This window comes from Demequina ureilytica (assembly GCF_048553575.1).
Lineage (GTDB): Bacteria > Actinomycetota > Actinomycetes > Actinomycetales > Demequinaceae > Demequina.
The window spans coordinates 1-25,376 of record NZ_JBLZIE010000005.1; the positions used below are offsets into that span (position 1 = coordinate 1).

The 25,376-nt window shown below is 68.1% G+C and carries 18 protein-coding genes; 14 read left to right on the top strand and 4 right to left on the bottom strand.

Annotated elements, in window-relative coordinates; translation table 11 throughout:
• A partial coding sequence (locus ACNI3K_RS12875) for a PQQ-dependent sugar dehydrogenase (RefSeq protein ID WP_419392314.1) occupies positions 1-3,935 on the bottom strand: 3,935 nt, incomplete at its 3' end.
• Positions 3,936-4,057: 122 nt separating this feature from the next.
• A complete protein-coding gene (locus ACNI3K_RS12880; protein ID WP_419391021.1) occupies positions 4,058-4,525 on the bottom strand; it encodes a DUF3515 family protein in 468 nt (155 codons plus the stop codon).
• An 83-nt stretch (positions 4,526-4,608) separates the two neighbouring features.
• Between ACNI3K_RS12880 and ACNI3K_RS12885 the strand changes: the two genes are divergently transcribed.
• From ACNI3K_RS12885 to ACNI3K_RS12895, 3 genes are read left to right on the top strand one after another with little or no spacing between them, the layout of a single operon-like run.
• Positions 4,609-5,982: an MATE family efflux transporter gene (locus ACNI3K_RS12885; RefSeq protein ID WP_419391022.1), complete on the top strand. Its 1,374-nt coding sequence runs from the start codon at positions 4,609-4,611 to the stop codon at positions 5,980-5,982.
• Positions 5,983-5,991: 9 nt separating this feature from the next.
• Positions 5,992-6,936 (top strand): thiamine-phosphate kinase, encoded by a 945-nt coding sequence (locus tag ACNI3K_RS12890; protein WP_419391023.1) that lies wholly within the window; start codon positions 5,992-5,994, stop codon positions 6,934-6,936.
• 55 nt (positions 6,937-6,991) lie between these two features.
• Positions 6,992-7,609: a hypothetical protein gene (locus ACNI3K_RS12895; RefSeq protein WP_419391024.1), complete on the top strand. Its 618-nt coding sequence runs from the start codon at positions 6,992-6,994 to the stop codon at positions 7,607-7,609.
• 68 nt (positions 7,610-7,677) lie between these two features.
• On the opposite strand, the gene rpmB is transcribed toward ACNI3K_RS12895, so the two are convergent.
• Entirely contained in the window at positions 7,678-7,869 is a 192-nt protein-coding gene (rpmB, locus tag ACNI3K_RS12900; protein ID WP_419391025.1) for a 50S ribosomal protein L28, read from the bottom strand.
• A gap of 260 nt (positions 7,870-8,129) precedes the next feature.
• Between rpmB and ACNI3K_RS12905 the strand changes: the two genes are divergently transcribed.
• Together ACNI3K_RS12905 and ACNI3K_RS12910 are read left to right on the top strand one after the other, a co-directional pair.
• Positions 8,130-9,632 (top strand): DAK2 domain-containing protein, encoded by a 1,503-nt coding sequence (locus tag ACNI3K_RS12905; RefSeq protein ID WP_419391026.1) that lies wholly within the window; start codon positions 8,130-8,132, stop codon positions 9,630-9,632.
• Positions 9,629-11,887, top strand: coding sequence for an ATP-dependent DNA helicase RecG (locus ACNI3K_RS12910; RefSeq protein ID WP_419391027.1), 2,259 nt, complete (start codon positions 9,629-9,631; stop codon positions 11,885-11,887). The genes ACNI3K_RS12905 and ACNI3K_RS12910 overlap by 4 nt, the downstream gene beginning before the upstream one ends.
• Positions 11,888-11,889: 2 nt before the next feature.
• Here ACNI3K_RS12910 and ACNI3K_RS12915 read toward each other — a convergent pair whose 3' ends face one another.
• Complete coding sequence (locus ACNI3K_RS12915) at positions 11,890-13,719, bottom strand: cellulase family glycosylhydrolase (RefSeq protein ID WP_419391028.1); 1,830 nt, start codon at positions 13,717-13,719, stop codon at positions 11,890-11,892.
• A gap of 212 nt (positions 13,720-13,931) precedes the next feature.
• Between ACNI3K_RS12915 and ACNI3K_RS12920 the strand changes: the two genes are divergently transcribed.
• The 9 genes from ACNI3K_RS12920 to ACNI3K_RS12960 all read left to right on the top strand — a co-directional run.
• A complete protein-coding gene (locus ACNI3K_RS12920; RefSeq protein WP_419391029.1) occupies positions 13,932-14,948 on the top strand; it encodes a sodium:calcium antiporter in 1,017 nt (338 codons plus the stop codon).
• 36 nt (positions 14,949-14,984) lie between these two features.
• Positions 14,985-15,545 carry a 16S rRNA (guanine(966)-N(2))-methyltransferase RsmD gene (gene rsmD / locus ACNI3K_RS12925; protein ID WP_419391030.1) on the top strand — a complete coding sequence of 187 codons (561 nt, stop codon included), beginning with the start codon at positions 14,985-14,987 and terminating at the stop codon, positions 15,543-15,545.
• Positions 15,542-16,021 (top strand): pantetheine-phosphate adenylyltransferase, encoded by a 480-nt coding sequence (gene coaD / locus ACNI3K_RS12930; RefSeq protein ID WP_419391031.1) that lies wholly within the window; start codon positions 15,542-15,544, stop codon positions 16,019-16,021. Before rsmD ends, coaD begins: the two co-directional genes overlap by 4 nt.
• 158 nt (positions 16,022-16,179) lie before the next feature.
• Positions 16,180-16,692, top strand: a complete 513-nt coding sequence (locus ACNI3K_RS12935) for a YceD family protein (protein WP_419391032.1) — start codon at positions 16,180-16,182, stop codon at positions 16,690-16,692.
• A gap of 2 nt (positions 16,693-16,694) precedes the next feature.
• A complete protein-coding gene (gene rpmF / locus ACNI3K_RS12940) occupies positions 16,695-16,889 on the top strand; it encodes a 50S ribosomal protein L32 (protein WP_062132798.1) in 195 nt (64 codons plus the stop codon).
• A 31-nt stretch (positions 16,890-16,920) separates the two neighbouring features.
• The gene (rnc, locus tag ACNI3K_RS12945) at positions 16,921-17,658 is read left to right on the top strand and encodes a ribonuclease III (RefSeq protein ID WP_419391033.1); all 738 of its coding nucleotides are present in this window, start codon (positions 16,921-16,923) and stop codon (positions 17,656-17,658) included.
• 33 nt (positions 17,659-17,691) lie between these two features.
• Positions 17,692-18,621 carry a bifunctional DNA-formamidopyrimidine glycosylase/DNA-(apurinic or apyrimidinic site) lyase gene (gene mutM / locus ACNI3K_RS12950; protein WP_419391034.1) on the top strand — a complete coding sequence of 310 codons (930 nt, stop codon included), beginning with the start codon at positions 17,692-17,694 and terminating at the stop codon, positions 18,619-18,621.
• Positions 18,622-18,657: 36 nt separating this feature from the next.
• A complete protein-coding gene (locus ACNI3K_RS12955) occupies positions 18,658-19,275 on the top strand; it encodes a response regulator (protein WP_419391035.1) in 618 nt (205 codons plus the stop codon).
• 561 nt (positions 19,276-19,836) lie between these two features.
• A partial coding sequence (locus ACNI3K_RS12960) for a ThuA domain-containing protein (protein WP_419392315.1) occupies positions 19,837-25,376 on the top strand: 5,540 nt, incomplete at its 3' end.

Consider the following 25,376-nt stretch of genomic DNA (forward strand, 5'->3'; position numbering starts at 1 on the left):
ACCGTGGCGAGCGGAGCATCCGTGGCCGGGTCGATCGTTCCCGCGCTGGTGGCGCGGTAGACACGGTATCCCGCAAGGTCGCCGTTGATGTCCGTCGACTCGGCCCACGACAGCGAGACCTCGGCGTCGGCCGCAACGGCGTCTAGGTCTACCGGCGCCGAGGGGGCGGCATCTTCGACCGTGCCGGAGATGTACTTCTGGTCCAGATAGGAGCGCACGTCGTCGTGCTCGGCGCTGCCGAGCGCTCGGTCATAGACGAGTACGGCGGCGACGTCCATGTCGACGAACGGGGTGCCGTCGATCTCTGCACCGAGGATCATCCTGTCCCCGGAGGTGTTGAAGGAGTGGCTGCCAGAGTCGATCTCGGCGCCGTTCGCGTAGTGCGTGAAGGTCTCGGAGTCGTACACGACCGATTGGGTGAGCCAGCCCGCCCCATTGCCGTCAACATTTGAGTCGTAGTCGCCGCACCAGCCTTGGAGGGCGAGGTCGCCGTCGGCGGAGACGGTGGTGCCGAACGTCATGCCGCAGTACGGCGCACCCCACGAGAAGCCACCCCAGCCATTGGACTGGTAATCGGCCACGACGAAGACAGTGCGCGCAGCGTCACCCGTAGGTATCCCGTTCAGGGCTCCGTTTCGCCGCAACGAATCGTCGACCCCGTCGAAGGAGACCGCGGCTACACCGCTCGGCGTCGTCGCCTCGCCTATCGCAGGGACTCCCGCGGCGACGTCCAAGTCGTTTCCGCGACCGGATTGATCGAGCCATCCGCCCACGCCACCCGCGCCTGCGCCGATGACGTTGAGATCGGACTCGAGGTGCAGGACGAGTCCATCGAGCGGCAGGTCGCCGCTCGGTGCGGTCGTGTTGACGGTGAACTCGACGGAGTCGGTGGATCCCGGGTGTGTGTAGACGGTGTGGTCGGAGCGCGCGATCTGGAGTTCGACCGTGTGGGCTCCGTCCGAGACGTCCGTGAAGGTGTGTGAACCGGCAGCTTGCATCACCGGGACGTACTGTCCACCGTCGAGGCTGACGTGGACGTGGTCGCCGGGCGCGAGGTCGCCGGCGGTGGTCCACGTCACCTCGACATCGGCGCTCCGCACCGTCGCGCCCTGCGTGGGGGCGGTGACGGTTACGGTGGGCGGGGTCGGCGGGGGTGGGCCGTCGAGGGAGTACTGCTGCGCGAAGTACGCCTCGATCTGGTCTCTCTCCAGGTCGCTGACGGCGCGGTCGTAGACCAGGATCTCCGCGACGTCCATGTCGATCTTCCGCGCGCCGTTCAACTCGGTGCCGAGCCGGACGGCGCCCGTGCCAGTCTCGTAGGCGTGGCTTCCGGCGTCGATCTCGGTGCCGTCCTTGTAGTGAACGAACTCGTCGCCGCTCTTGACGATGGACTGCACTAGCCAGCCCTCGCCGTCTGCCGGAGCATCGGAGTCGTAGTCGTTGCCGCCTCCCCAGCCCTGGATTCCGAGGTCGCCGTCACTGGTGCGCACGGGGCCCCACGACTGGTTCGGATAGGTCGAGCCGTAGGTGAAGCCCGCCCATCCGCCCATCGGCGAGGCGCCGTCATACTTGACCACCGCGAAGACCGAGCGGTCCGCGTTGCCGATGGGAAGGTCCGTGAAGCCCGTGCGGCCCAGGCCGTCGTCCTCCCCGTCGAAGCTCACGACGTTGTGGCCGTTCAGTGCGCCGGTGAGCACGGTGGGGGAGCCGGAGACGACGCCGAGGCTGTTGCCCGAGGATGTGAGGTCGTTCCACCCGGTGACGCCGCCTCCGTTCGTGCTTACCCCTTGATCGCCCTGGAGGCGCATGACCAGGCCTTCTGACACGGGCGCGGAGCACAGCCCGTTCGGGACGAAGGTCGCGGTCAGCGTGGAGGCCGTGTCAGGCACGGTGTACGTGTGGGTTGCCGCGCCGCCGTCGGACCACGAGTCGAAGACGTAGGAGTCGCCGCCCAGGCACTGGGGCGAGCGGGCGGAGACAGTGTGCTCGAATCCGATGAGGGTGTCATGCACCCACGGCGCCGCACGCGGGACGCTGTCCAGGTTCACGACGAGCCCCGCGGGCTCGGTCGCCACGGTGAAGTCGACCTTGTCTGGATGGACCTCGACGGTGTCGGTTCCGACGAGCCCGTCGGAGTCCGTGACGGTCAGCGTGATCTTGTACCAGGTCTCATTGCTGTAGTCGTGCCCGCTGGTCGGCACCTCGAACTCTCCGGAGGTCCCGTTGGGGATCGAATCGGCAGGATGGAAGTGGTTGTCGTGGCCGAACTGCACGGTCCACGCGTAGTCAGCCGCCTCTAGCGGGCCGTCGTCCGTCGCCTCGCCCGCGACTTGGATCGTGTCGCCGGCCCTGAACAGAGCACCGCCGGTGGGCGACGTGATCGTCACGTCCGGGAGCACCCCCACCTGTATCGGGATCGGCTCTGACGTCTGGGCGTGGCTGCCGTCGGAGACACTCACGTAGGCGTCGTAGGGGCCTTCCTCGGTGTACGTGTGCTGCGCGGTCGCCCCGGTCGCCGTGCTGCCGTCACCGAAGTGCCACGTGTACGTGAGCGGGTCGTTCTCGGGATCGGTGGCGCTGGCGGAGAACGCGACCGTCAGCGGCGCCGGACCGGAGTTCACATCGGCCTCGGCCGTGGTGATCGTCGGCGCCTGGTTCCCGCCCTCGTAGACGATGCGACGAATCTGCCCGGTTGCGATCAGCGCGTAGTACAGCGCGCCATCAGTGCCTTGCTCGATCGAGACCACGGTCGTGGCGCCGCCGGGCATCTGCCCCGAGGGCTTGAAAGGGAAGTCGCCGGTGACCGTCTCGCCCGACTCGTCGAACGTGAGGTAGCGGATGAAATGGCGCGTGTAGTCCCCGTAGAAGTACACGCCGTCCCACGCGGCGGGGAACTGGTTGCCGCGGTAGACCACGCCGCCGGTCAGCGACGCGTTGCCGGTGCCCCCGCTAGCGTGGGAGTAGGCGAAGATCGGCTCCGCGAGGCCGCCATCCTCGATGGGGCACGTGGGGAAGTCGGAATAGGGGTACGGACCCTCGCACCCCGGCCACTGGTAGTTGAGCCCCTTGTACGCGTCGTCGTACTTCGCGACGTGAAGGTCCTCCCACGACTCGGGGATGTCGTTGCCGCCCACTTCGCCGATGAAGAAGCGGTTGGTGGGGATGTCCCAGCTCGCTCGGAACGGGTTCCGGAGACCATAGGCCCAGATGTACGGGTGCCTGCCGTCGGTTCCGTCCGCGAACGGGTTGTCCGGCGGAACATCGCCATCGGGCTCGACTCGAATGATCGACCCGCTCGCGTCCGTGAGGTCCTGGGCGCGATTCCCATCGAACTGGTCGCCGAGCGTCAGCCAGATGTTTCCATCGGGGCCGAAGTCAAGACCTCCTCCATAGTGACAGCAGCTGGTATAGCCGGTGCTGTCCTGCCACACCACGAACTCGGAGGTGAGGTCCGCGCGGCTGGACGTGCCGCCGGTGTTCTCGACGTGGGTGAAGCGAGCGATGCGGCCCTTTCCGGCCGACTTCGGGTGGTAGTACAGGTAGACGTACCCGTTGGTGGCGAAGTCGGGATCGATCGCGACGTCGATCAGACCGCGCTCCGCGTTGTTGTCGATGTCGGTCAGCGTCAGGTACGTCTCGGTCGCCATCGGCACCGTGGCGGGGTTGCCGATCTTGATCTGACCGCCCTTCTGGAGCACGAGCATGCGCCCGCCGGGCAGGAACTCCATGGCGATGGGCTCGCTGATGCCGGTCGTGAGCACGGCCTCATCAGAAAAGCCGTCCATGGAGAGCGGTTCCACGTCCGCCATCGCGGAGGGCGTCGAAGCGACGAGCACCACACTGCACAGTGCCGCGCCCAGCAGCACGATCAGTAGCCGGACTCCCCATGGCTGAGCGGCTTTCGTCTGTTCCCCCCCGGGCCGAGCGCCGCTCATCGTCATCCGTTCCCCCCAAAACGTGTGAATGTGACATCGGTCACATGCACGCATAATACCCCTGCGCGGCTCGAGCGCCACCCCGAGTTTTCGCGAGAAGAGCCAGCGCCGTGATCAGCGCTCTACGAGCACTCGAGCCCGTTGGAGGGAGCCAGCGCCGCGGCGGGGGACAGTTCCGCAAGCACGTCGCCCACCGCCTCATCCGCGCGGACCTGCGGGACTGTGAGCTCGAGAGCGGGGGAGCGGCCGAAGGTCACGGCGACCCAGTCCTCGCCCTCCTCGCGCAACAGCCAGTCGACGGTGGCGGCCGGGGTGTCGATGGCGACGCACTGCTCTGTCGTGGGGCCTGGGGGCTCGACTCCACAGCGCGCCACGATGGGGTACTCCTCTCCCCACGCCTGGGTGGCCTGCGACGTGGTCGCGCGCATGTCCAGGCCGCCCACGTCCTCGGGAACTGCGAGCATGACGCGGGCGCAGTCCGGGTCGCCGGCGTACGGCGCGGCCTCGACCACGGCTGCGTGCGCGCAGCCGGCGAGCATCGGCACCGCCAGCACGGCCGATGCGGTGGCGACGGCAAGGCGACCAGGCATGGCTTCCAGCGTAGTTCGGGCGAGCGCCGCCCCCGGCCACCGCATCGGTCGGTCCCGCCTGCGCAAGCAGGTAGCGTCGATCCGTGACATCCCGCCGCGCCCTCTTCGCCGGTCTACCGCACCGGCACGCGCTGTCCCTCGCGTGGCCCATGATCGTCGCGAACATCTCGGTTCCGCTCGTGGGACTGGTCGATACCGCGATGCTGGGGAACTTCTCGGACGCGCAGAACCTGGGGGCCGTCGCCGCGGGCGCGATCGTGCTGTCTGCGGCGTACTGGGTGCTGTCGTTCTTGAGGCTCGGCACCACCAGCCTGGTAGGGCGCGCCGTCGGTGCCGGCCGCCCGCTGGACACGATCTCTCATCTGCAGCGCAGCCTGATGCTCGCGGGCGTCATCGCGGTAGCGATCCTGGTGCTGCAGTGGGTGGCGATCCCGCTGGCGATGTCCATCGTGGCGCCCGCAGGCGAGGTGCGCGAGCTCGCGACGACCTATGGGCAGATCCGGGTGCACTCGCTGCCCGCAGTGCTCGCCACCTCCGTCATCACCGGGTACTTCATCGGCTCGCAGGACACCCGCCGTCCCCTTGCGATCGCCGTGGTCGTCAACCTCGTGAACCTTGTGCTCGACATCGTCTTCGTGGGCGGCCTCCGCTGGGGGGCATCCGGAGCCGCGTGGGCGACGCTGATTGCCGAGTGGCTGGGGTTGGCCGTCGCGGTCGTGTTGCTGTGGCGGTTCCTGGACCCCGCGCTGAGGGCCCGCCTGCGAAGCTGGCGAGGGCAGGGGCTGCGCTCGCGGTGGCGGGCGCTGCTGACGATGAACGCGGACCTCGCGATCCGTACGGCGCTGCTGTACATGGCGCTGACGTTCCTGACCGCCGCGGGCGGGCGCATCAGCGAGGAGGTCCTCGCCGCCAACGCGATCCTGTTGCAGGTGACGCTGCTCGCGAGCTACGGGCTGGACGGCTACGCCCACGCGGCCGAGGCGATGAGCGCGCGCGCCCTCGGCACAAGAAGGCTCGACGAGTTCCACCGCGCGAACGCGGCGGCGACCCTGCCCGCGCTGGGCATCGCCGCGGTGTTCACGGCGCTGTTTCTGATCGGCCAGGGCCCCTTCATCACGCTGATGACGAGCCTGCCGGACCTCGCGCAGACCACGGCTGAGTACTACCACTGGGCGGCCTGGCTCCCACTGATCTCTGTGGCGGCGTATCAACTCGACGGGATTTTCATCGGTAGCGGACAGACGCGGATCATGCGCAACATGATGCTGGTCGCGGTCGTGGGGGTGTATCTGCCGGTGTTCCTCGTGCCCGCGTGGGTGCGGGGGGAGGCGAGCAACGACGATCTGTGGCTCGCCTTCACGCTGCTCAATGTCGCGCGCGGCTTGCTGCTGGGCGCCGCGTACTGGCGGCTCACCCGCACCGGGGGTTGGCTCAGGACGGCCGATGCGGCAGCCTAGGCTCTTCGCATGACGACTTTCGGAGAGATGGGCGAGGACGCGCTGATCGCGCTGTTCTCCCCGCGACTGCCCAGCACCGACGCCGCGATCCTCGGACCGGGCGACGATGCCGCGGTGCTCGCGGTCGACGGCCACCTGGTGGTCAGCACCGACGTGCTCGTCGAGAACCGGCACTTCCGGCTCGAGTGGTCGAACGGCGCGGACGTCGGATGGCGAGCGGCCATGCAGAACCTGGCGGACATCGATGCGATGGGCGCGGTCCCCACCGCGCTGGAGGTGACGCTGTGCGCTCCATCGTCGACCCCGGTCGAGTTCGTTCTCGAGCTCGCGGACGGGCTTCGTGAGGCGTGCGAGCCACACGGAGTGGGGGTCGTCGGAGGGGATCTGTCCGGTGCGAGCGAGATCGTCGTCGCGGTCACGGCCATCGGTGAGACGCACGGCACGGAACCGATCACGCGGGCCGATGCGCGGGCCGGGGACGTCGTCGCGGTTGCGGGCGCGCTGGGCGCGGCACGGGCGGGGTTCGCGCAGTTGTCGCGGGGCGAGCGTGTGGACGAGGAGGCGATCGGGCTGTTCCTGCGCCCGCGGCCGCGCATCGGTGCGGGCCTGGAGGCGGCGCTGCACGGGGCCACCGCGATGATGGACCTCTCCGATGGCCTGGCGCGCGATGCGGCGAGGCTCGCGAGGGCATCGGGCTTGACGATCTCCGTCGACTCGGAGTCCGTGCCGGTGCATGAGGCGGCGCGCCGGACGGCCGCAGGACTCGGCGAGCCTGACAGCGCGCTCGCATGGGCGCTCGCGGGCGGTGAGGACCACCACATGCTCGCGACGTTCCCACGTGCGCAGGCCGTGCCCGCCGGATGGCACGTGATAGGCGTGGCCGAAGAGGGCCAAGGCCAACTGCTGGTGGACGGACAGAGTCCCTCGGATCAGGGCTGGGATCACTTCTCCTGACGGCGGTGTGACGGGCGCCACATGTGAGGGGCGCTTCACTGCTACGGTCATGTTCATGCCAGGGGATTCGCCCGATCGTCGCGCCCTCGAGCCGCGCGCGATTGTTGCTGATTCCACTGATCGAGAAGCGCGGTTCGTGGCGCGAGCCGCGGCCGTGGCCGCTGCGGTGGCGCTGGCATCGATCGGGCTCGCCTATGTCGCGGCGCAAGCGGGCATCGACGGTAGCGATCAGCGCGCGACCGGCGTTGCTCAGGGTGATCGCGCTACCCGCGCCTCGGCATCTGTGCCGGAGGTGGATTCGCCAGCGGTCGAGGCGGAATCGACTGTCGACACCGTGCAGGTGGAGCCGCGTCCCGTCGACCCGGCCCCGATGGGGCACGCAATGTCTCGCAATGCAGGCACGGCTGGGAGCGACGCTCGCACTGACCGTTCCGCTGCCGACGCGCCCGGCGCGGACGGCCCACCGCCCCCGCCCGGGCAACACGACGTTCCCGACGGAGAGCCTGAGCGTGGCGGTCGCGAGTGGCGTCAGTGGTGGGATTCCCACCAGGACGCGTGGGCGGACAGCTGGTCTCAGCTGACCTGGGAACTCGACCTGGACACTGCGGAGGCCTCGATCCAGCAGTTCGACTGGACCGATGCCAGTGGGCACGATATCGACGTCCGCGGGTGAGCGACGCCGAGCGTGAAAGAGCCGGCGCCCCCGAAGGTGGCGCCGGCTCTTTTCAGTTACGCGTTGGTCTAGACGGCGCGCTGAACCTTGCCCGCCTTGAGGCAGGAGGTGCAGACGTTCACGCGCTTGGGCGATCCCGCCACGACGGCGCGCACACGCTGGATGTTCGGGTTCCAGCGACGCTTGGTACGGCGGTGCGAGTGCGAGATCGAGTGTCCGAAGGACGGACGCTTACCGCAGACGTCGCAGTTGGCAGCCACGATAGTTCTCCTCAAGTTCCACTTGCGCTGCGCCCGACTGGGCGGCGCCACGTTCATCTGTCCGGTGTCGGACAACCGCACTAGGGTATCTGACGAATGCCGGGCTGGGCAACCGGCGGCATCCTGAGCGGTATCGGCGAGGGGGACCTCGCCGGCCTTCAGGGTGCGCCGTGACACCATGGTCCCAGGAAATCGTAAGGTCCGGTGCCGCGACAGCGGCTGAGGTGGACCGCGCCGCAGCACGCGACTGGACGGGATGAATGCACGAATCGACGGACGTGAGGCGCTGGCTCGACTCCGGTGCGCGCGCGGTCAAGCATGCCCGCGAGCGTCTTGACGCGATCAACGTGTTCCCGGTGGCAGATTCGGACACCGGCACCAACCTGTACCTGACGCTCCACGAGGGCAACCGCGCTGTGGCAAAACTCGGGGCCGACGCCAGCCACCGCGAGGTCGTGGCGGCGTTCGCGCGCGGATCGCTGGTGGGCGCCCGTGGCAACTCGGGAGTGATCATCTCCCAGTACCTCACGGGGTTCCTGTCCGCCATCGATGCGCACGGTGGGCTCGGCAGGGTCGACGCACATGGGATCGCGCAGTCGCTCGAGCGCGCAGCCGACGCCGCGTACCGCGCAGTGGGCACGCCAGTCGAGGGCACCATCCTCACCGTGGCGCGCGCCGCGGCGGCCGGGGCGCAGCGCGCAATGGAGCGCGGCGCCGGTCGCGACGCCACCCTTGTCGCGGCCGTGGAGGAGGGGCGCGCCGCGCTCGTGCTGACGTACGAGCAGCTGCCCCTCGCCAAGGAGGCCGGAGTCGTCGACGCGGGTGCTGCCGGACTCATGCTCCAGCTCGAGATGCTCGCGGAGACATTAGGAGGCCCCACCGTGCTGGACTCCCTGGACCGCGTCGAATGGGAGGTCACCGACGTCGGCGCGACCCGCATCTCTCACGTCCATCACGACCGTGGCGGGACCTACGAGGTGATGTTCGTCGCGACTTCGCGCGAGGACATCCACGCGTCGCTCACCACTGACCTCGAGGCGCTCGGCGACTCGGTCTCCGTCACCGGCTCTCACGACCTGTGGCAGGCCCACGTTCATACCGACTCACCCCACCTCGCCGTGGCGCGTGGGATCGAGGCCCACGCACGGCAGATCGTCGTGCGCAATGTACGCGTGGGTCACGACGCTGATCGTGCGTCGACTGGCATCGTCGCCCTCACGCAATGCCCCGGCCTTGCGGAACCGCTCGCAGACGCAGGCGCCATCGTGCTGGTCGTGCCCGATCCGACGGCCCTGAAGCGGCGCGCGCTCAGGCGTGCCGTCAAGGACGCGTCCGGGGTCGCGGCCGTCGTGGTCGCCGGCCACCCCGCTCTGCGGGCCGCGGCAGACGAACTCGCCCGCAAGCGTCGCAAGCCCGCGCTCACCGTCCTCGAGAGCCAGCACGAGGCTCAGGTGATCTCGGCCGTGGCCGCCGCGGCCCTCGTCACGCCGGGACAAGACCTCGCCGACGAGATGGCGGGTGCCGTCGCTGCCACCACCGTCGGACAGAGCACGGGCGACGCCCTCGACGATGACGTCGACCGCCTGGTGGACTCCGCCACCGAGGTGGTCTCCCTGATTCTCGCTGCGGGTGTCCCCGACAGCGTTGCGGACGCGGTCCGCCTGTCGGTGCGTGCGGCGTCTCCCGACGCAGACGTGAACGTGTACCGCGGCGAGCACGCGTACCCGGGGGTGCTGATCGGCGTCGAGCACGCACCCACATGACGGCCACGGATCGGCTCGCCGAGCCGCTCACCAGCGTGCTCGGAGCCCGCACCGCCGGCGGCCTGAAGAAGCTCGGGCTGGAGACCGTCGAGGACCTGCTGCGGCACTACCCGCGGCGCTATGGATCCCCGGGGGAGAGGTCGGAGATCGCGGCCCTTGCCAACGGCGAGCACGTCACGGTGATGGCGGAGGTCCGGTCAGCCCAGGTCCGCAGCATGCGCTCGCGCGGCGGAGCGATGCTCGAGGCGATCGTGACCGATGGCCGCGACACCCTTCAGCTCACGTTCTTCGCCAAGCGTGCCGGCGTACTGCGCATGCACGAGTCGAAGCTGAAGCCGGGAAGCACCGGCCTGTTCACGGGCACGGTGGGGGAATATCGCGGCCGGCGCCAGCTCACGCACCCGGACTACCTCATCGTCGGCGTGGACGCCGCAGACGAGGACGAGGCCGTGCTCGAGGCCTCCCGCCCCATCCCGATCTACCCTGCCGCCGCGGCGGTGCCCACCTGGCGCATCGGCCGGTCGGTGCGCACCGTCTTGGACCCGCTGACCGAGGAGGACGTGCCGGACCCGATTCCTGCCGCGGTCCGTGAGGCGCGCGAGCTGCCGTCGCTGCTCGAGGCGCTGCGCGCCGTCCATGTGCCCGAGCGGCCGGAGATCTGGCAGCGCGGGCGCGAGCGGTTGCGCTTCGAGGAGGCACTGGTGTTGCAGACGGCGCTCGCTCGCCGCCGGGCGGCGCGGGAGGAACTCGCCGCAACTCCCCGGCCGCCTCGCACGGACGGCCTGGTCGCGGCGCTGGACGCGCGGCTGCCGTTCGCGCTGACGACCGCGCAGGCGACGGTGGGTCAGGAGATCTCGCGCTCATTGGCGGGCACCATTCCGATGATGCGGCTCCTCCAGGGAGACGTCGGGGCAGGCAAGACGGTGGTCGCCCTGCGCGCCATGCTGCAAGTGGTGGATGCGGGGGGCCAGGCCGCGCTGCTCGCTCCTACCGAGGTGCTCGCGGCGCAGCACCTGCGTAGCCTGGAGCAGCTGCTCGGTCCGCTTGCTCACGCGGGGCTCCTGGGCGGGGACGATCGCGCCACGCGGATCACCCTGCTCACCGGTTCGCAGGGATCGAAGGTCAGACGTCAGGCGCTCGGTGAGGCCGCATCGGGCGCCGCGGGGATCGTGGTTGGTACGCACGCGTTGCTGAGCGAGGGCGTGCAGTTCGCCGATCTCGGACTCGTGGTCGTCGACGAGCAGCACCGGTTCGGCGTGGAGCAGCGCGACGCCTTGCGCACTCGCGGCGACCGTCCGCCGCACATGCTGGTGATGACCGCGACGCCCATCCCGCGCACAGTCGCCATGACGGTGTTCGGGGACCTCGAGACGTCCACGCTCGGGGAGCGCCCCCCGGGGCGAGCCGAGACGGTGACACACGTGGTCCCTGCCGAGAACGAGGCCTGGCTCGCGCGCACGTGGCAGCGGGTGAGGGAGGAGGTCGATCAGGGCAGGCGCGTCTACGTGGTGTGCCCGCGCATCGACGCTGACGAGCTCGCAGGGGGGGACGACGCCCCGCCGACTAATACGGCCGATGCTCCCGGTGACGAGCCGCTCACGCTCGAGTGGGAGGGCGATGATGCGCCCCCGGCGAGCGTGCCGCTCGCGTCGGTGACCGAGACGGCCAAGATGCTCGCCGCGCGGCCCGAACTCGCTGGCGTGCGCATCGGCCTCATGCACGGTCGGCTCCCGGCCGAGGCGAAGGACGCTACGATGGCGGCCTTCGCTTCAGGAGATGCGCCCGTGATGGTCTCCACGACGGTGATCGAGGTGGGCGTCGACGTGCCCGAGGCGACCGTGATGATCGTGCTGGACGCCGAGCGGTTCGGCTTGTCCCAGCTGCACCAGCTGCGGGGCCGGGTCGGGCGCAGCGCGCTTCCGGGTCTGTGCCTGCTGGTGTCTAGGGCAGAGCCCGGGTCGTTGTCTCGCGAACGGCTCGATGCCGTCGCGTCCACCACTGACGGCTTTGCATTGGCGGAGAAGGACCTCGAGCTGCGCCGGGAGGGCGATGTCTTGGGAGCCGCGCAGTCGGGAGGGCGCAACTCACTTCGACTGCTGCGGGTGGTCAAGGATGCGGACGTGATCGAGGAGGCGCGAGCGGTCGCGCAAGACCTGGTGGCTGCGGACCCGGGCCTGGCGTCCGTCCCAGCCCTCGCCTCCGCGATCGACGCGTGGCTCGGCCCCGAGCGCGAGGACTACCTCGAGCGCGGCTGACCTCAGTCGACAGGTGGTCGCCCGCCGGCCGCGTAGTGCCCGGTCACCGTGATGCCACCCGGCAGCGGGACCTCGTGATCCAGGCCCACGAACGTGCCATTCTCGTCCTGCCACAGCGCCGGTTCGACCAGCGCGTACTTGTCCTCGTCCCAACTCGTCCAATCGCCCTGAAGCAGCCCGCCAGTGTCGGCCGAGTTCGGATTCACCGCCCAGAACGTGTGATGGAGGTGCCGGTCCACGATGAGATCCCGCAGGTGCGTCATCCACCGGTCCTGGCGCTCGTCCTCGCCCAGGCGGCCACCCCACTCGCCGATCAACAGGGGTGAGGTGCCGTCATCGTGTAGGTACAGCCAAGTCGGGCCCCAGACGTCTCTCTCCAGGCTCGCGGCCGAGAAGGATCCTTGGAACCACGGCTGCTCGTAGACCAGGGGGCCATAGTCGTGCGGTGAGTACATGATCTTGGTCGCCGGCCCCTCCACGGGCTGCGCGCCAGCCAGCCTCAGGTTGCCACCCCACCACGTGATGTCGTAGTCGCCCGGATCGTTCGACGACCACTGCTCGCCGTCGGCCGGGGTGGCCTCGATGCCCTCGACCAGCAGCAGCGCGTCCGGGTGCACGGCGTGGATCCGCTGCGCGGCCTCCGAGGCGACGGCGCGCCAGTCTGAGTCCGACCCGTCCCCCCACGTCGCGCGGGGACCGTCAGGCGGACTGCCGTGAGGTTCGTTCTGGAGGTCGAACCCGACGATGGTGTCGTCCTCGCGGTAGCGCTCGGCCACCCACTCCCAGCCGACCATGAAGTCCTCGGTCGAGATGCCTTCCGCCGACCACAGCGGCGCGACGTGGCCCGCGTTGTCCGCCTTCGCCGAGTGGACATCCAGGATCACCTTGACCCCGTGCGCTTTAGAGGCGACCAGCAGCGCCTCGAAGGCCTCGAGCGTGGTGGCGTCCGCGAGATCCGGGTTGGTGGCCGTGTTGACGTTGGTGGTCGCCGTGGCTGCACCAGCACGCCACTCCAGCAGCAGCTCCGTCGAGATGGGGATGCGCAAGACATTGAACCCGCGCTCCGCGATCGCCGCGACGGTGCTCTCGAGGTTGACGGCCCACAGCCCGTGCAGCACGCGATCAGCAGTGTTGAAGCCGAACCAGTTGGCCCCCGTGAGCCACACCGGGTTGCCCGCGGCGTCGATGATCCGGTTGCCATCGACGCTCAACCAGTCGTCTGAGCTCGGTGCGTTCGAAGGGGGAGCGACGTCCGCGGCCGTCGCGGGCTCGTCAGCCGTGTCGCCCTCGCCCGAGCCGCCCTGGCTGTCAGCCGAGCCGGCGCACGCGGCGGAGATCGCATCGGCCGTCCCTGACGCCGTGAAGCCGAAGGAGGTCTCGGCGCCGTCCGCGATCGCACCGTTGTGCTCGAGGCTCGCGACCTCGACCTTTGCAGTGGCGCCGGCCTCGAGCGTCGAGCTCCATGCGCCATCGACGACGGCGTCTCCCAGGTCGAGCGCGACGGACCACGACTCGAGTGCGCCCTCGGTGGCGCTGACGACCACGTCGGCGTTGAAGCCCCCGGGCCACTCGTCGCGGACCACGAGCCGGGCAGCGCACTGGTGCGCGGGCGCCGTGGCCGCAGCGGTCGGTGAGGGGGAGGACGGTGACGCGGTGTCGGTGGTGGCGGGTTGCGCCAGCGCCCAGACCGCGGCGGTGCCGAGCACCAGCACCGCTGCCGTCGCGACCAGCCAGCCGCGTCGCGTGGTGGGGCGCCAACGTCGGCGATGAGCGGTGTCGGCGGTCACGGTGTCATCGGGCGCGGTGTTATCGGGCGCGGTGTCGTCGCTCATGGAGCCCCTCTTCAGTTCAGGCACAGCCTAGTCACGGGCTGCACGCAGAGTGCGCCGTTGCCCGCCTACCCGCCGGCCTCAGCCGCGGGGACGCGTGCCTTCACGCGATGCCGTCGGAATGCGCAGGTGTCCCTGCCGTGTTTGTCAACCAGGCAAGACGCACGCGGGCGGGCAGGCCGTTGCAGCGGCGCGCTGGGATGAGGAGTGACCGCATGCAAGACGCGTGGCCCCTGTGGCCGTCGGTAGCGGCACTCGCGGCCGCCGTGGTGGTGCTCGGCTTCGGGGGCACGCGGCTTGCATATGTCGCGGATGAGTTGGCCGAGCGCACACGCATGGGAAAGGCCACTGCGGGGGCGCTCCTCCTGGGCGCCGTCACCTCGCTGACAGGCATCGTGACCACGGCCACGGGGGCACTGTCCGGAGAGGCCGACTTTGCGATCGCCAACCCCATTGGTGGCGTCGCGATCCAGACTGTGTGGATCGCGATCGCGGACCTGCTGTATCGCCGCACCAATCTCGAGCACGCGGCCGCGTCGCTGCCCAACCTGCTCCAGTCGCTGATCCTGCTGGCGCTCCTGGCACTGCCCGTGGCAGCGTACGCGACCCCCGACCTGACCTGGGGGTGGTTCCACCCGCTGACGCTTGCCATCCCCGCGCTGTACTTCTACGGGCTGCGGCTAGTGAAGTCTGTCGAGGATCATCCGCAGTGGAAGGCCAAGGAGACTTCGGACACCGGTGACGAGGAGCCCCCCGAGCAGTCGAACAGGTCTCTACGCGCGCTGTGGGTGTGGTTCGCGGTGCTGGGGGTCGTGGTGGCCGGGTTCGGCTGGGTCGTCGCGAAGGCGGGACTGGGTGTCGTCGCCGCCACTGGTATTCCGCCGTCGGTCGCAGGCTTCACGATCACGACGGCCATCTCCTCGCTGCCCGAGCTCATCACCCTGCTGGCCGCGGTGCGCATTGGATCTATCGAGCTGGGGATCGGCAACATCGTGGGCGGCAACGTGTTCGACACGCTCATGATCGCCGTCGCGGACGTGTTCTTCTTCAGTGGCTCGATCTACGCGTCAGTGGGGCCCACGTCGCTGGTCCTCCTGGCAGGCACGGCGCTCATCTGCGCCGTGCTCGCCGCGGGGCTCGTGGTGCGCGACAGGCGTGGCATTGGATTCGAGGGCATCGCCATCCCAGGCATCTACCTCGGGACGATCGCGCTCGCCATCGTTGCGGCCTAGCGCGGGGCGCACCGTGCCGCGCCCTACCCTGGGTGCATGACACGGATCATCGCCGGAGACCTCGGCGGCCGCCGCATCACCGTGCCCCCGCGCGGCACGCGCCCCACCACCGATCGCGTTCGCGAGGCCCTGTTCTCGCGCCTGGATCATCAGGACGCCATCCACGGAGCCCGGGCGCTCGACCTCTACGCCGGGTCCGGTGCGCTGGGTCTCGAGGCGCTCAGCCGTGGCGCGGCGTCAGCGACGTTCGTCGAGGCCGCTGGGTCGGCGGCGCGGGTGCTGCAGGCGAACGCGCGCGAGCTCGGCGTCGGTGAGAAGGCGCGGGTGGTCAAGGAGAAGGTGCTCCCGTTCCTCACTCGCTCCACGGACCAATGGGACCTGGTGCTGCTTGACCCGCCGTACGACATCGCGCCTTCGGACCTCACGGCGGTGCTCGGCGCGCTCGCGCCCCGCCTGGCGGCCGATGCGGTGGTGGTCGTGGAGTGGGCCAGCAAGGCACTGCGCGTCGACTGGCCCGTGGGGCTCGAGATCGAGCGGGAGCGCGACTACGGGCAGACCCGCCTGCACTGGGCTCGCTGGGGTAGCGTCGACGCATGACGCTCGCAGTCCTCCCCGGCACGTATGACCCCATCACTCTGGGCCATGTAGACATCGCGGCCCGCGCGGCGACCATGTTCGACGAGGTGGTCATCGGCATCGCCCACAACTCGACCAAGACCCCTCTGCTCGACGCAGAGACGAGGACGCGCCTTGCCCGGGGTGCGACGTCGCACCTCGAGAGTGTGCGAGTCGAGGTCATCGAGGGACTGCTCGTGCACTTTTGTGAAGAGGTGGGCGCCACGGCGATCGTCAAGGGCCTGCGCGGGGGAGCGGACTACGATGTCGAGCGCCCCATGGCCCTGATGAACCGCTCCCTCACCGGGATCGAGACAGTGTTCTTGACCGGCGACAACGCGCTCAGCCACATCGCCTCGTCGCTCGTGAGGGACGTTGCGCGGCACGGCGGGGACATCGACGCCTACGTCCCCGCGGGCGTGGGTGCCGCGGTCCGCGGAGCGCTTGAGGTCCGCTAGATCCGGACCCACGCGACCCGGGTTGAGCGACGTCCTGGGGATCACGTAGGATAGTGCGCCGGTCCTGCCGAACGTGCACGGGCCGAGGTTCACCTGGACCGGAAGGATGGGAGGCGCGTATGTCGCACCACCCAAACAGCTCTCCGTATCGATTCTCCGTGAGGGATATCGCGCGGAGCCCGGGCGCGCAGCGCACGGTCAGCGAGACCTTTCCGGCCCCAGCGGTCCTCGGCACAGTCATGGTCGGTGTGCCGGAGGGTACGGAGGTCAGGCTCGACGCGAGCCTGGAGTCTGTGTCCGAAGGTATCTGGGTCTCCGGAACCGTGACTGCTGAGGCGGTCGGGGAGTGCGGACGATGCCTGGACGAGGTGCGATTCGACGTCGCCGCCTCGGTCCAGGGACTGTTCATGCTCGACGACGCTCAGGCGGCGGACGGGGAAGGCGAGTCGGAGGATGTCTTCGAGTTCGACGGGGAGACCGTGGACCTCGAAGAGGTGGTGCGGGACGCGGTGGTGTTGCAACTGCCGTTCACTCCGCTATGCCGGCCGGACTGCCCGGGGCTGTGCGACCAATGTGGCGCTAGGCTTGAGGACGATCCAGACCACGCCCACGAAGTGATCGACCCCAGGTGGTCGGCGCTCACAAGTTTGACTGAACAGGAAGAGAGTTAACCGTGGCAGTTCCGAAGCGCAAGATGTCGCGTTCGAACACGCGTGCACGTCGCTCCCAGTGGAAGACCACTGCTGCGAACCTCACCGCGTGCCCGGCGTGCAAGGGTGCGAAGCTCGCACACGCAGCATGCCCCACGTGCGGCGCCTACAACGGCCGCCAGTACTCCGAGGCGCTCCGCACCGAGCACGGGGCCTGATCGGCCCTCGCCGCATGTGCGAGGCGATTCGATGAGCATTCCAGGGCAGGCTGCGGCCAACGCCTTGGCCGAGCGGTTGGGTGTCCTTGTGGACCCCGAACTACTCGTGCTCGCCCTCACCCATCGATCGTTTGCATATGAGGCCGGTGGCCTGCCCACGAACGAGCGACTCGAGTTCCTTGGGGACTCGGTGCTCGGTCTCGTGGTCACCGACCGTCTGTACCGCGATCATCCCGATCTCCCCGAGGGAGAGCTCGCCAAGATGCGCGCGGGCACCGTCTCTCAGCGCGCGCTCGCGAAGGTCGCGCGCGAACTCGAGCTCGGGCCCTGCGTCCTGCTTGGCAAGGGCGAGACCGCTACCGGTGGTGCCGACAAGGACTCCATCCTTTGCGACTCTCTCGAGGCCGTGTTCGGCGCGGTCTATCTCACGCATGGAATCGAGAAGTCCCGCGAGGTGATCCTGCGACTCGTGGGTCCCACGATGATCGCTGCGGCATCGTCCGGCGTCGCGCTCGACTGGAAGACCTCCCTCCAGGAGGCGTGCGCCCAGCGCGACCTAGGCGTACCCGCGTACGATGCCAAGGGCTCAGGTCCCGACCACTCCCGCACGTTCACGGCGACCGTGACCGTCGATGGTGCGGTGCGCGGCACCGGCACCGGGAGCGCGAAGAAGCATGCGGAGCAGGAGGCTGCGGAGCGCGCTTACGCCTCCATCGTTTACGAGGGCCCCGCAATCTCGGATGGCCCGGCTCCAGCCAACCTGTCCTGACACCCGTGTCGCCCGCCTGCCACAGCGCCTGAGATGCCAGAGCTTCCCGAGGTCGAGACCGTCAGGGCAGGGCTGGCGCCCCTGATCGGCGGCGCCGTCGTTCGCGAGACGCAGGTCCTGCGCGACAGCTGCGTGCGCCTGCTTCCCGGCGGTCCGGGCCAGTTCGCGGCACTCGCCGACGGCGCCCGGATCGCGGCGGTGGTTCGACGGGGCAAGTTCCTGTGGTTCCCGCTCACGCACGCGGCAGCGCCGGAGCCTACCGACGTGCTCTCGGCGCACCTCGGCATGTCCGGGCAGTTCCGCGTCCACCACGGCCCGTGGGCCGAGGCCGCCGCACCCCATCCTCACTGCCGAGCCCGGCTCCGGCTCGAACGCGACGGTGCCCGCCTCACCCTCGACTTCCTCGACCAGCGCACCTTCGGCTATTTGCACATCGAGCCGCTTGTGCCCACCGCCGATGCCCTGGCGGGGGGACAGGGATCGCCGCTCGCCGCGGTCCCGGGCACGGTGGCGCACATTGGCCGGGACGCGCTCGACCCGCACCTCGACACGGCGAAGGTGCTGCGGACGTGGCGTCGGGGCGCGCGCGGAATCAAGCAGGTGCTGTTGGATCAGACTCTGGTGAGCGGCATCGGCAACATCTATGCGGACGAGGCGCTGTGGCTGGCGCGTATCCACCCTGAGCGTCCCGCATCGGCCGTGTCGGCGGCGCAGGCGCGCGCACTGCTCGACGCGGCGCGCGCGGTGATGGCGCGTGCGCTCGCGCAGGGCGGCACGAGCTTCGACGCCCTCTACGTGAACGTCAACGGCGAGTCCGGCTACTTCTCACGTTCCCTGGAGGCGTACGGGCGCGCAGGTGAGCCATGCGCAAGGTGCGGTGCGACCATCCGCCGCGAGAGCATCGGCGGGCGCTCGACTCACTGGTGCGCGCGCTGTCAGCGTCGTTACGCTGCGCGCGGCTGAGTCAGACCCCGCAGGCATCCGGCTACGATGCGGAGTATGGCTGACGTGAGAGTGCTTGTACTGGACGACCATGAGGTCGTGAGACGTGGGATCTGCGACATCCTTGATCGCGCAGACGGAGTCGAGGTGGTGGCCGAGGCCGCCAACGTCGCGCAGGCGATCCGCCGCGTCGACGCCACCAGGCCGGACGTCGTACTGTCCGATCTGCGCCTACCCGATGGCACCGGGCTTGACGTGATCGCCCACGTGCGTGCGACTCACCCGGACACCCATATCGTCGTGCTGACGAGCTACGACGACGATGATGCGAAGGACGCCGCGCGCACCGCAGGAGCTGATGCCTTCGTCGCCAAGACGGCGGGCTCGGCGGAGGTGCTCAAGGCAGTGCGAGACGCGGCCTCGGGCCGTGAGCATGGCCAGCACATCGATGTCCAGGAGGACGCCGACATCGCCGCGCTGACCCCGACCGAACGCAAGATCGTGACCGCAGTAGGCGACGGGCTCTCGAACAAGGAGATCGCGGACCAACTCGGCATCGCCGAGAAGACGGTGAAGAACCACGTGACGAGCATCCTCGCCAAGATGGGCCTGCAACGGCGCACGCAGGTGGTCGCCTGGGCGACTCAGCGGCGGGCCCAGTCCTTCCGCCGGTAGTTCCCACTCGCGAGCATCGCTCACGCGATGCGCCGCGTTCCCTGTCACTCGACAGCGGCCGACATGTCCGCTGAGTCGCGGCCTTAAGCCGACTCCCGTCATAACCGTGTGGGATCACGGTCACGCCCACGCGCCGCGGCGAGTGGGGCGATAGGTGCGCCGCCAGAGTCTCGGACCGGCGGGCCGGTCGGGGCCGGCTCGGTAGATGCGTACGTGTCTCGGCTCGAATGTGCGGTTCCTTCCGCCGATCATCGGCCTCTTGCCAGGGCAAGCAAGCCGAATGGGACGTGATCTGCCGTGCCGGTGACGCCTGGCGGGCGCATTGCGACGATGTAATGACGTAAGTCGGCGCCTTTGTGTTGACAACCAACATAAGTCTTCGTAGTGTCACTATCAGCGTGCCTCAGGACCAAGGTCCTGGTGTGCGCGACCCGATACACCAACTGAGTCGCATCGTCGCGATGATCGGAAGGAAAGCCCTTGTACAAAGATGTGCATAAGAGCCGCTCCAGGCTCACTGCGGCGGTGATGGGTACGGCGCTAGCCGGTACCTCACTGCTCGTGGCAGCAGCACCCGCCCAGGCTGAGCCTGTCGGCACAGCCTCCCAAGCCTCACTAGCAGAGGCCCCCACGAACCTGGCCACTGATGTCACGGGAGAGCCGGGGTTTGACGCGCTCCTGTTCACCAAGACGGAAGGCTTCCGTCACGGAAACATCCCTGACGGCATCGCAGCTATCGAGCAGATGGGCCTGGACAACGGGTTTACGGTGGACGCCACCGAGGACGCGACGGCGTTTACCGAGGAAAACCTCGCCAACTACGACGTCGTGATCTTCTTCTCAACCACCGGCGATGTGCTCGACACGACACAGCAGGCCGCGTTCGAGACCTACATTCAGAACGGCGGAGGCTACGCGGGCATTCACGCGGCCTCCGACACCGAGTACGACTGGCAGTGGTACGGCGACCTGGTGGGCGCCTACTTCGAGGGTCACCCCCCGGGCACGCCCAACGCGGACATCACCGTCGAGGACTTCGCGCACCCGTCGACGCAGCACCTGCCCGACGTCTGGAACCGGACTGACGAGTGGTACTCCTTCCAGGAGAACCCGCGTGATGACGTTCACGTGCTGGCCAGCCTGGACGACGACTCCTACAACGGCGGCACCATGGGTGACGATCACCCGATCGCCTGGTGCCAGAACTACGACGGCGGTCGGTCCTGGTACACCGGTGGCGGACACACCGCAGCATCGTTCTCCGAGCCGGAGTTCACTACGCACGTGCTCGAGGGCATTCGCACTGCGGCTGGCGTCGTTCAGTCCGACTGCAACGCCACGGATAGCGACGCGTACGAGCTCGTGAACCTCGCCGACGACACCAGGAACCCGATGTCGCTGAACGTGGCTGACGACGGCACGGTGTTCTATCTCGAGCGCGACGGCGAGCTCCTGCGCATCGACCCCGAGACCCAGCAGACCTCGACGGCCATCGACCTCAACGTGACGAACGGCAACGAGGACGGACTCCTGGGCATGGTCCTGGACCCCGACTTCGAGACGAACAATCACGCCTTCATCTACTGGTCGCCGGCAACGGTGTCGCCGGAGGACGGTCCGCACAACCGCATCTCGCGTTTCACGTATGACCCGAACTCAGGCACCTTCGATCCCGCTAGCGAGGTCTTGGTCCTGAAGGTCGAGACCCAGCGCGACGAGTGCTGCCACGCGGGTGGAGACATGATCTTCGACCTTGATGGCAACCTGGTGCTCGCGACCGGTGACAACACCAACCCGTTCGACTCGAGCGGCTACACGCCCATCGACGAGCGCGACGGCCGTTCCTCGTGGGACGCCCAGGGCACTTCGGGCAACACCAACAACCTGCGCGGCAAGATCGTGCGCATCACGCCGCAGCCCGACGGCTCCTACACGATTCCGGACGGTAATCTCTTCGAGGAGGGCACCGACCTGACGAGGCCGGAGATCTACGCGATGGGCTTCCGTAACCCGTTCCGGATCGGGCTCGACCCCCACACCGGCAACTACCTGGTGGCGGACTACGGACCGGACGCGGGCAGCGCAAGCGGCACCCGTGGTCCTGCAGGCACGACCGAGTGGAACATCGTCGACGAGCCGGGCAACTACGGCTGGCCGTTCTGCCACGGAGTCAATTGCTACAACGACTACAACTTCGAGACCGGCGCCTCGGGCGATGAATTCGACCCGACCGCGCTCGTCAACGACAGCCCGAACAACACGGGTCTCACTAACCTTCCCGATGTGATCTGGCCCGAGTACTACGGTGAGCGCGGCGCGCAGGACAACCCGTTCCCCATCGTGGGCAGCAACGGCTACACCGGCGCACCCATGGGTGGACCGGCTTATGATTACGACCCGGACCTCGTCTCCGAGACCAAGTTCCCGGAGTACTGGGACGGCAAGGCCTTCCTGGGTGACTGGAACAACGGCGACGCCTTCGCCATCACCCTCAACCGCGGTGACGCCACCAACCCGGGATCCGAGATCACCAAGATCACCCCGCTGCTTCCTGGCCTGATCTCCGACAACCCCGAGTTCGCCCAGGTCATGGACGCCACGTGGGGCCCGGAGGGCTCGCTGTACGTCATCGACTGGGGAGTCGGATACGGCACCAACAACGCCGATTCGGCGATCTACCGCATCGATTACGTCGAGGGCAACCCCTCGCCGATCGCGCGGGCATCTGCGGATGTCACCAGCGGTGCTGGCAGCGAGCTCACGGTGAATTTCTCTTCCGAGGGAACGCGTCACCCTGGCTTCCTCAACTACACGCTGCAGTGGGACTTCGGTGATGGAAACACCAGCACCGAGGACAACCCGACTCACACCTACACGGCGATGGGCGAGTACACCGCTCAGCTCACCGTGACCGACGAGAACGGCCTCACTGGGGTCGCGAACGTCACCATCGTGGTCGGCAACGCGGCTCCCACCGTGGAGATCGTCTTCCCCGAACAGGGAGGCTTCTTCAACTGGGGTGATGAGGTGGACTACGAGGTCGTCATCAACGACCCCGACGCTACCGGCGAGATCAACTGCGACAACGTCAACGTGCTTCCCGCTCTGGGACACGCCTCGCATCAGCACCCCTCGGGTGCGCTCACCGGCTGCACGGGAGTCATTCCCACGCTGCGCGATGAGGGCCACGGCATCACGGAGAACATCTTCTGGACCGTGGACGTGTCCTTCACTGATGACGGTGGCGCGGCCGGGGTGCCCCTGTCGGGTTCCACGACCAACATCCTCAACCCCAAGCGCATGGAGGCGGAGTTCTTCGACGCCACCGGTGCGCTGACGGACGCCTACCCGGAGAATGATGGTGAGGGCGTCCAGACAGAGGACAACTCGGACATCGACCAGGGACAGAACCTGTCCTTTGTTGAGCCCGGCGACTGGTGGTCGTACGACCCGGTGAACTTCAAGGGCATCGATGGTGTGCGTGCACGCCTCGCGTCCCCTGTGGATGGCGCTGGTTCGATGACCATGCACTGGGGTGCACCTGACGGGCCCGAGCTCGGTGAGATCGCCTTCACCGAGACCGGCGACTGGCAGGCCTACGAGGACTTCGATGTCGCTCTGACGGATCTCCCGACCGATTCGGGGAACCTGTACTTCGTGCACCGCGCAGGACAGGTCAACGTCAACTACTTCGAGTGGCTCGGCGACGGCGTGGACGGCAACTCCGTTCCCGTCATCGACTTCGAGGTCGACACCGTGTCGGGGATCGCTCCTCTCACGGTGAACGCCACTGCGACGGCGGTCGACCCCGAGGGCACCGACGTCACGCTCGAGTGGAACCAGGGAACCGGCGACGGTTTCGTGTCCGGCACCGAGGCCGAGCAGTTCGTCTACGACACGCCCGGCAGCTACCTGCTGCGTGTGCGTGCCACGGACGAGACCGGTGTGTCCGGTGAAGAGTATGTCCAGATCACTGTCTCGCAGGAGGTTGCTCTCTGCTTCGACGGTCGTTCGGACGACTTCACTGGCGACCAGCTCGACACGCAGCGCTGGGACGGTTCGGTCCGCCTCAACCAGGAAGTGAGTGTGGTGGACGGCCACCTGGTCATCCCCGCCTCGCTCACCGACATCTACCAGGACACCAACGACACGCCGAACATCATCCTCCAGGACCTGCCCGCAGGCTCCTGGCAGGCCACCGCTAAGGTGACGATTCCTGCTCGTGCGCAGTACCAGCAGGCAGGGCTCGTGGTCTACGGCGATGACGACAACTACACCAAGATGGTGATCCAGGCTCGTGACGAGAGCGCGGCCGGTCGAATCTTCCAGCTTGCCAACGAAGTTGACGGCACAGCGACGGAGGACAACACCGACGCACTCGGCGACGCGTACCCGGACACCGCTTGGGTCCGCCTCACCAGCGATGGCTCGTCCATCAACGGCTCCTACTCGGACGATGGTCAGAACTTCACTGACATGCCCGAGACGTTCTCGATCGCGGACCTCCAGGATCCCCGCATCGGTCTGCTTGCGCTTGCCAGCGCCGGCTCGCCCGCTGCAGAGATCGACGCGGAGTTCGACTGGTTCCACTTCACGCCCGACGACACGTCGGCCGCGGGTGAGCCGAACGACGACTTCGACGGCACGACGCTCGATGCGTGCCGCTGGACCGTGTACAACGAGGACCCGAACGCCTACCGGGTGACCGGCGGTGCGCTGGAGATCGATCCTGCCGCCGGCGACATGTACCAGGACGGCACCGGTGTCACGAACTTCGTGATGCAGGACGTTGAGGGTGACTGGACGGTGGAGACCAAGGTCGACACGTCGGAGCTGGAGCACCAGTACCAGCAGGGCGGCTTGCTCGCCTTCGCCGACGAGGACAACTACGTCAAGGTCGACCTGGTCGCCACCAACGCGGTTGGTAGCGCCAAGAACACTGGCGTCGAGATCCTGAGCGAGATCGATGGTGCCGTGACCGCAGGGGCTTCGCAGTTGCCTGCCCCTGAGAACGGCATCGTCTGGTTGCGTATGTCCAAGGAGGGCGACGTCATCACTGGCGCCGTCAGTTCCGACGGCGAGACGTGGACCGACTTCCCCGATCAGATGACCAACCCCGGCGCAGCTGCCGGCCAGGTCGGTGTGTTCGCGCTCGGGACCGACAACCAGACGGTGACGCCTACCGTCCGCTTCGACTACTTCCGAGTGGTCGGGGACGAGGCGGAGCCAATCGTGCTCGACGTCGCAGTGTCGCCTGCGGCTCCGAACGGCGATAATGACTGGTACACCTCTCCTGTGACGGTGGACGCCTCCGTCACCGGAGGTGGCGAGTCCACCATCTACCGCGAGTACCGGATCGACGGCGGCGACTGGAGCGAGTACACGGCTCCTGTCGAGGTCTCGACGGACGGGGAGCACACGGTTGACGTGCGCGCCTCAGGCTCCGGGGCTGCAGAGGTGATGGAGTCTGTGTCGTTCAAGATCGACGCCACGAACCCCACGGCCGACATCGTCACTGATCTCACGGCCGACCCCCGCACCCTCGTGGTGATGGGCGAGGACGACGAGAGCGGTGTGGCCACGCTCGAGTACCGCATCGATAGTGGTCTGTGGGAGGAGTACACGACTGAGGTCGAGCTCTCCGACGACCGGCAGACCATCAGGGCGCGGGCCATCGACGCTGCGGGCAACGTGTCCGCGACGGCGAACGCCTACGTCCCCGAGTTCGGTGACATTGCGTTCACCGACGTCGATGGGTCACTGGAGCACTTCGAGTCGATCATGTGGCTCGCGGACCAGAACATCACCTACGGCTGGACCACCGAGAACGGCACGGAGTTCCGTCCGTTCAACTCGATCACTCGTGATGCGATGGCGGCGTTCCTGTACCGCTACGCAGGTTCGCCGGACGTCACGCTTCCTGCGCAGTCTCCGTTCGTGGACATCACGCCCACGAACACGGAGTTCTACGAGGAGATTGTGTGGCTGGCTCAGGAGGGCATCTCCACTGGTTGGACTGTGAACGGCGGACAGGAGTTCCGTCCGTTCGAGCCGATCACTCGTGATGCGATTGCGGCGTTCCTCTACCGCTACGCGGGAGA

Bases quoted from the DNA above. Each gene is read 5' to 3' on its own strand.
- ACNI3K_RS12880 (WP_419391021.1), bottom strand. From the start codon at position 4,525: ATGCCTGGTCGCCTTGCCGTCGCCACCGCATCGGCCGTGCTGGCGGTG.
- ACNI3K_RS12890 (WP_419391023.1), top strand. From the start codon at position 5,992: ATGACGACTTTCGGAGAGATGGGCGAGGACGCGCTGATCGCGCTGTTC.
- ACNI3K_RS12895 (WP_419391024.1), top strand. From the start codon at position 6,992: ATGCCAGGGGATTCGCCCGATCGTCGCGCCCTCGAGCCGCGCGCGATT.
- ACNI3K_RS12905 (WP_419391026.1), top strand. From the start codon at position 8,130: ATGCACGAATCGACGGACGTGAGGCGCTGGCTCGACTCCGGTGCGCGC.
- ACNI3K_RS12910 (WP_419391027.1), top strand. From the start codon at position 9,629: ATGACGGCCACGGATCGGCTCGCCGAGCCGCTCACCAGCGTGCTCGGA.
- ACNI3K_RS12915 (WP_419391028.1), bottom strand. From the start codon at position 13,719: ATGAGCGACGACACCGCGCCCGATAACACCGCGCCCGATGACACCGTG.
- ACNI3K_RS12920 (WP_419391029.1), top strand. From the start codon at position 13,932: ATGCAAGACGCGTGGCCCCTGTGGCCGTCGGTAGCGGCACTCGCGGCC.
- rsmD (WP_419391030.1), top strand. From the start codon at position 14,985: ATGACACGGATCATCGCCGGAGACCTCGGCGGCCGCCGCATCACCGTG.
- coaD (WP_419391031.1), top strand. From the start codon at position 15,542: ATGACGCTCGCAGTCCTCCCCGGCACGTATGACCCCATCACTCTGGGC.
- rnc (WP_419391033.1), top strand. From the start codon at position 16,921: ATGAGCATTCCAGGGCAGGCTGCGGCCAACGCCTTGGCCGAGCGGTTG.
- mutM (WP_419391034.1), top strand. From the start codon at position 17,692: ATGCCAGAGCTTCCCGAGGTCGAGACCGTCAGGGCAGGGCTGGCGCCC.
- ACNI3K_RS12955 (WP_419391035.1), top strand. From the start codon at position 18,658: ATGGCTGACGTGAGAGTGCTTGTACTGGACGACCATGAGGTCGTGAGA.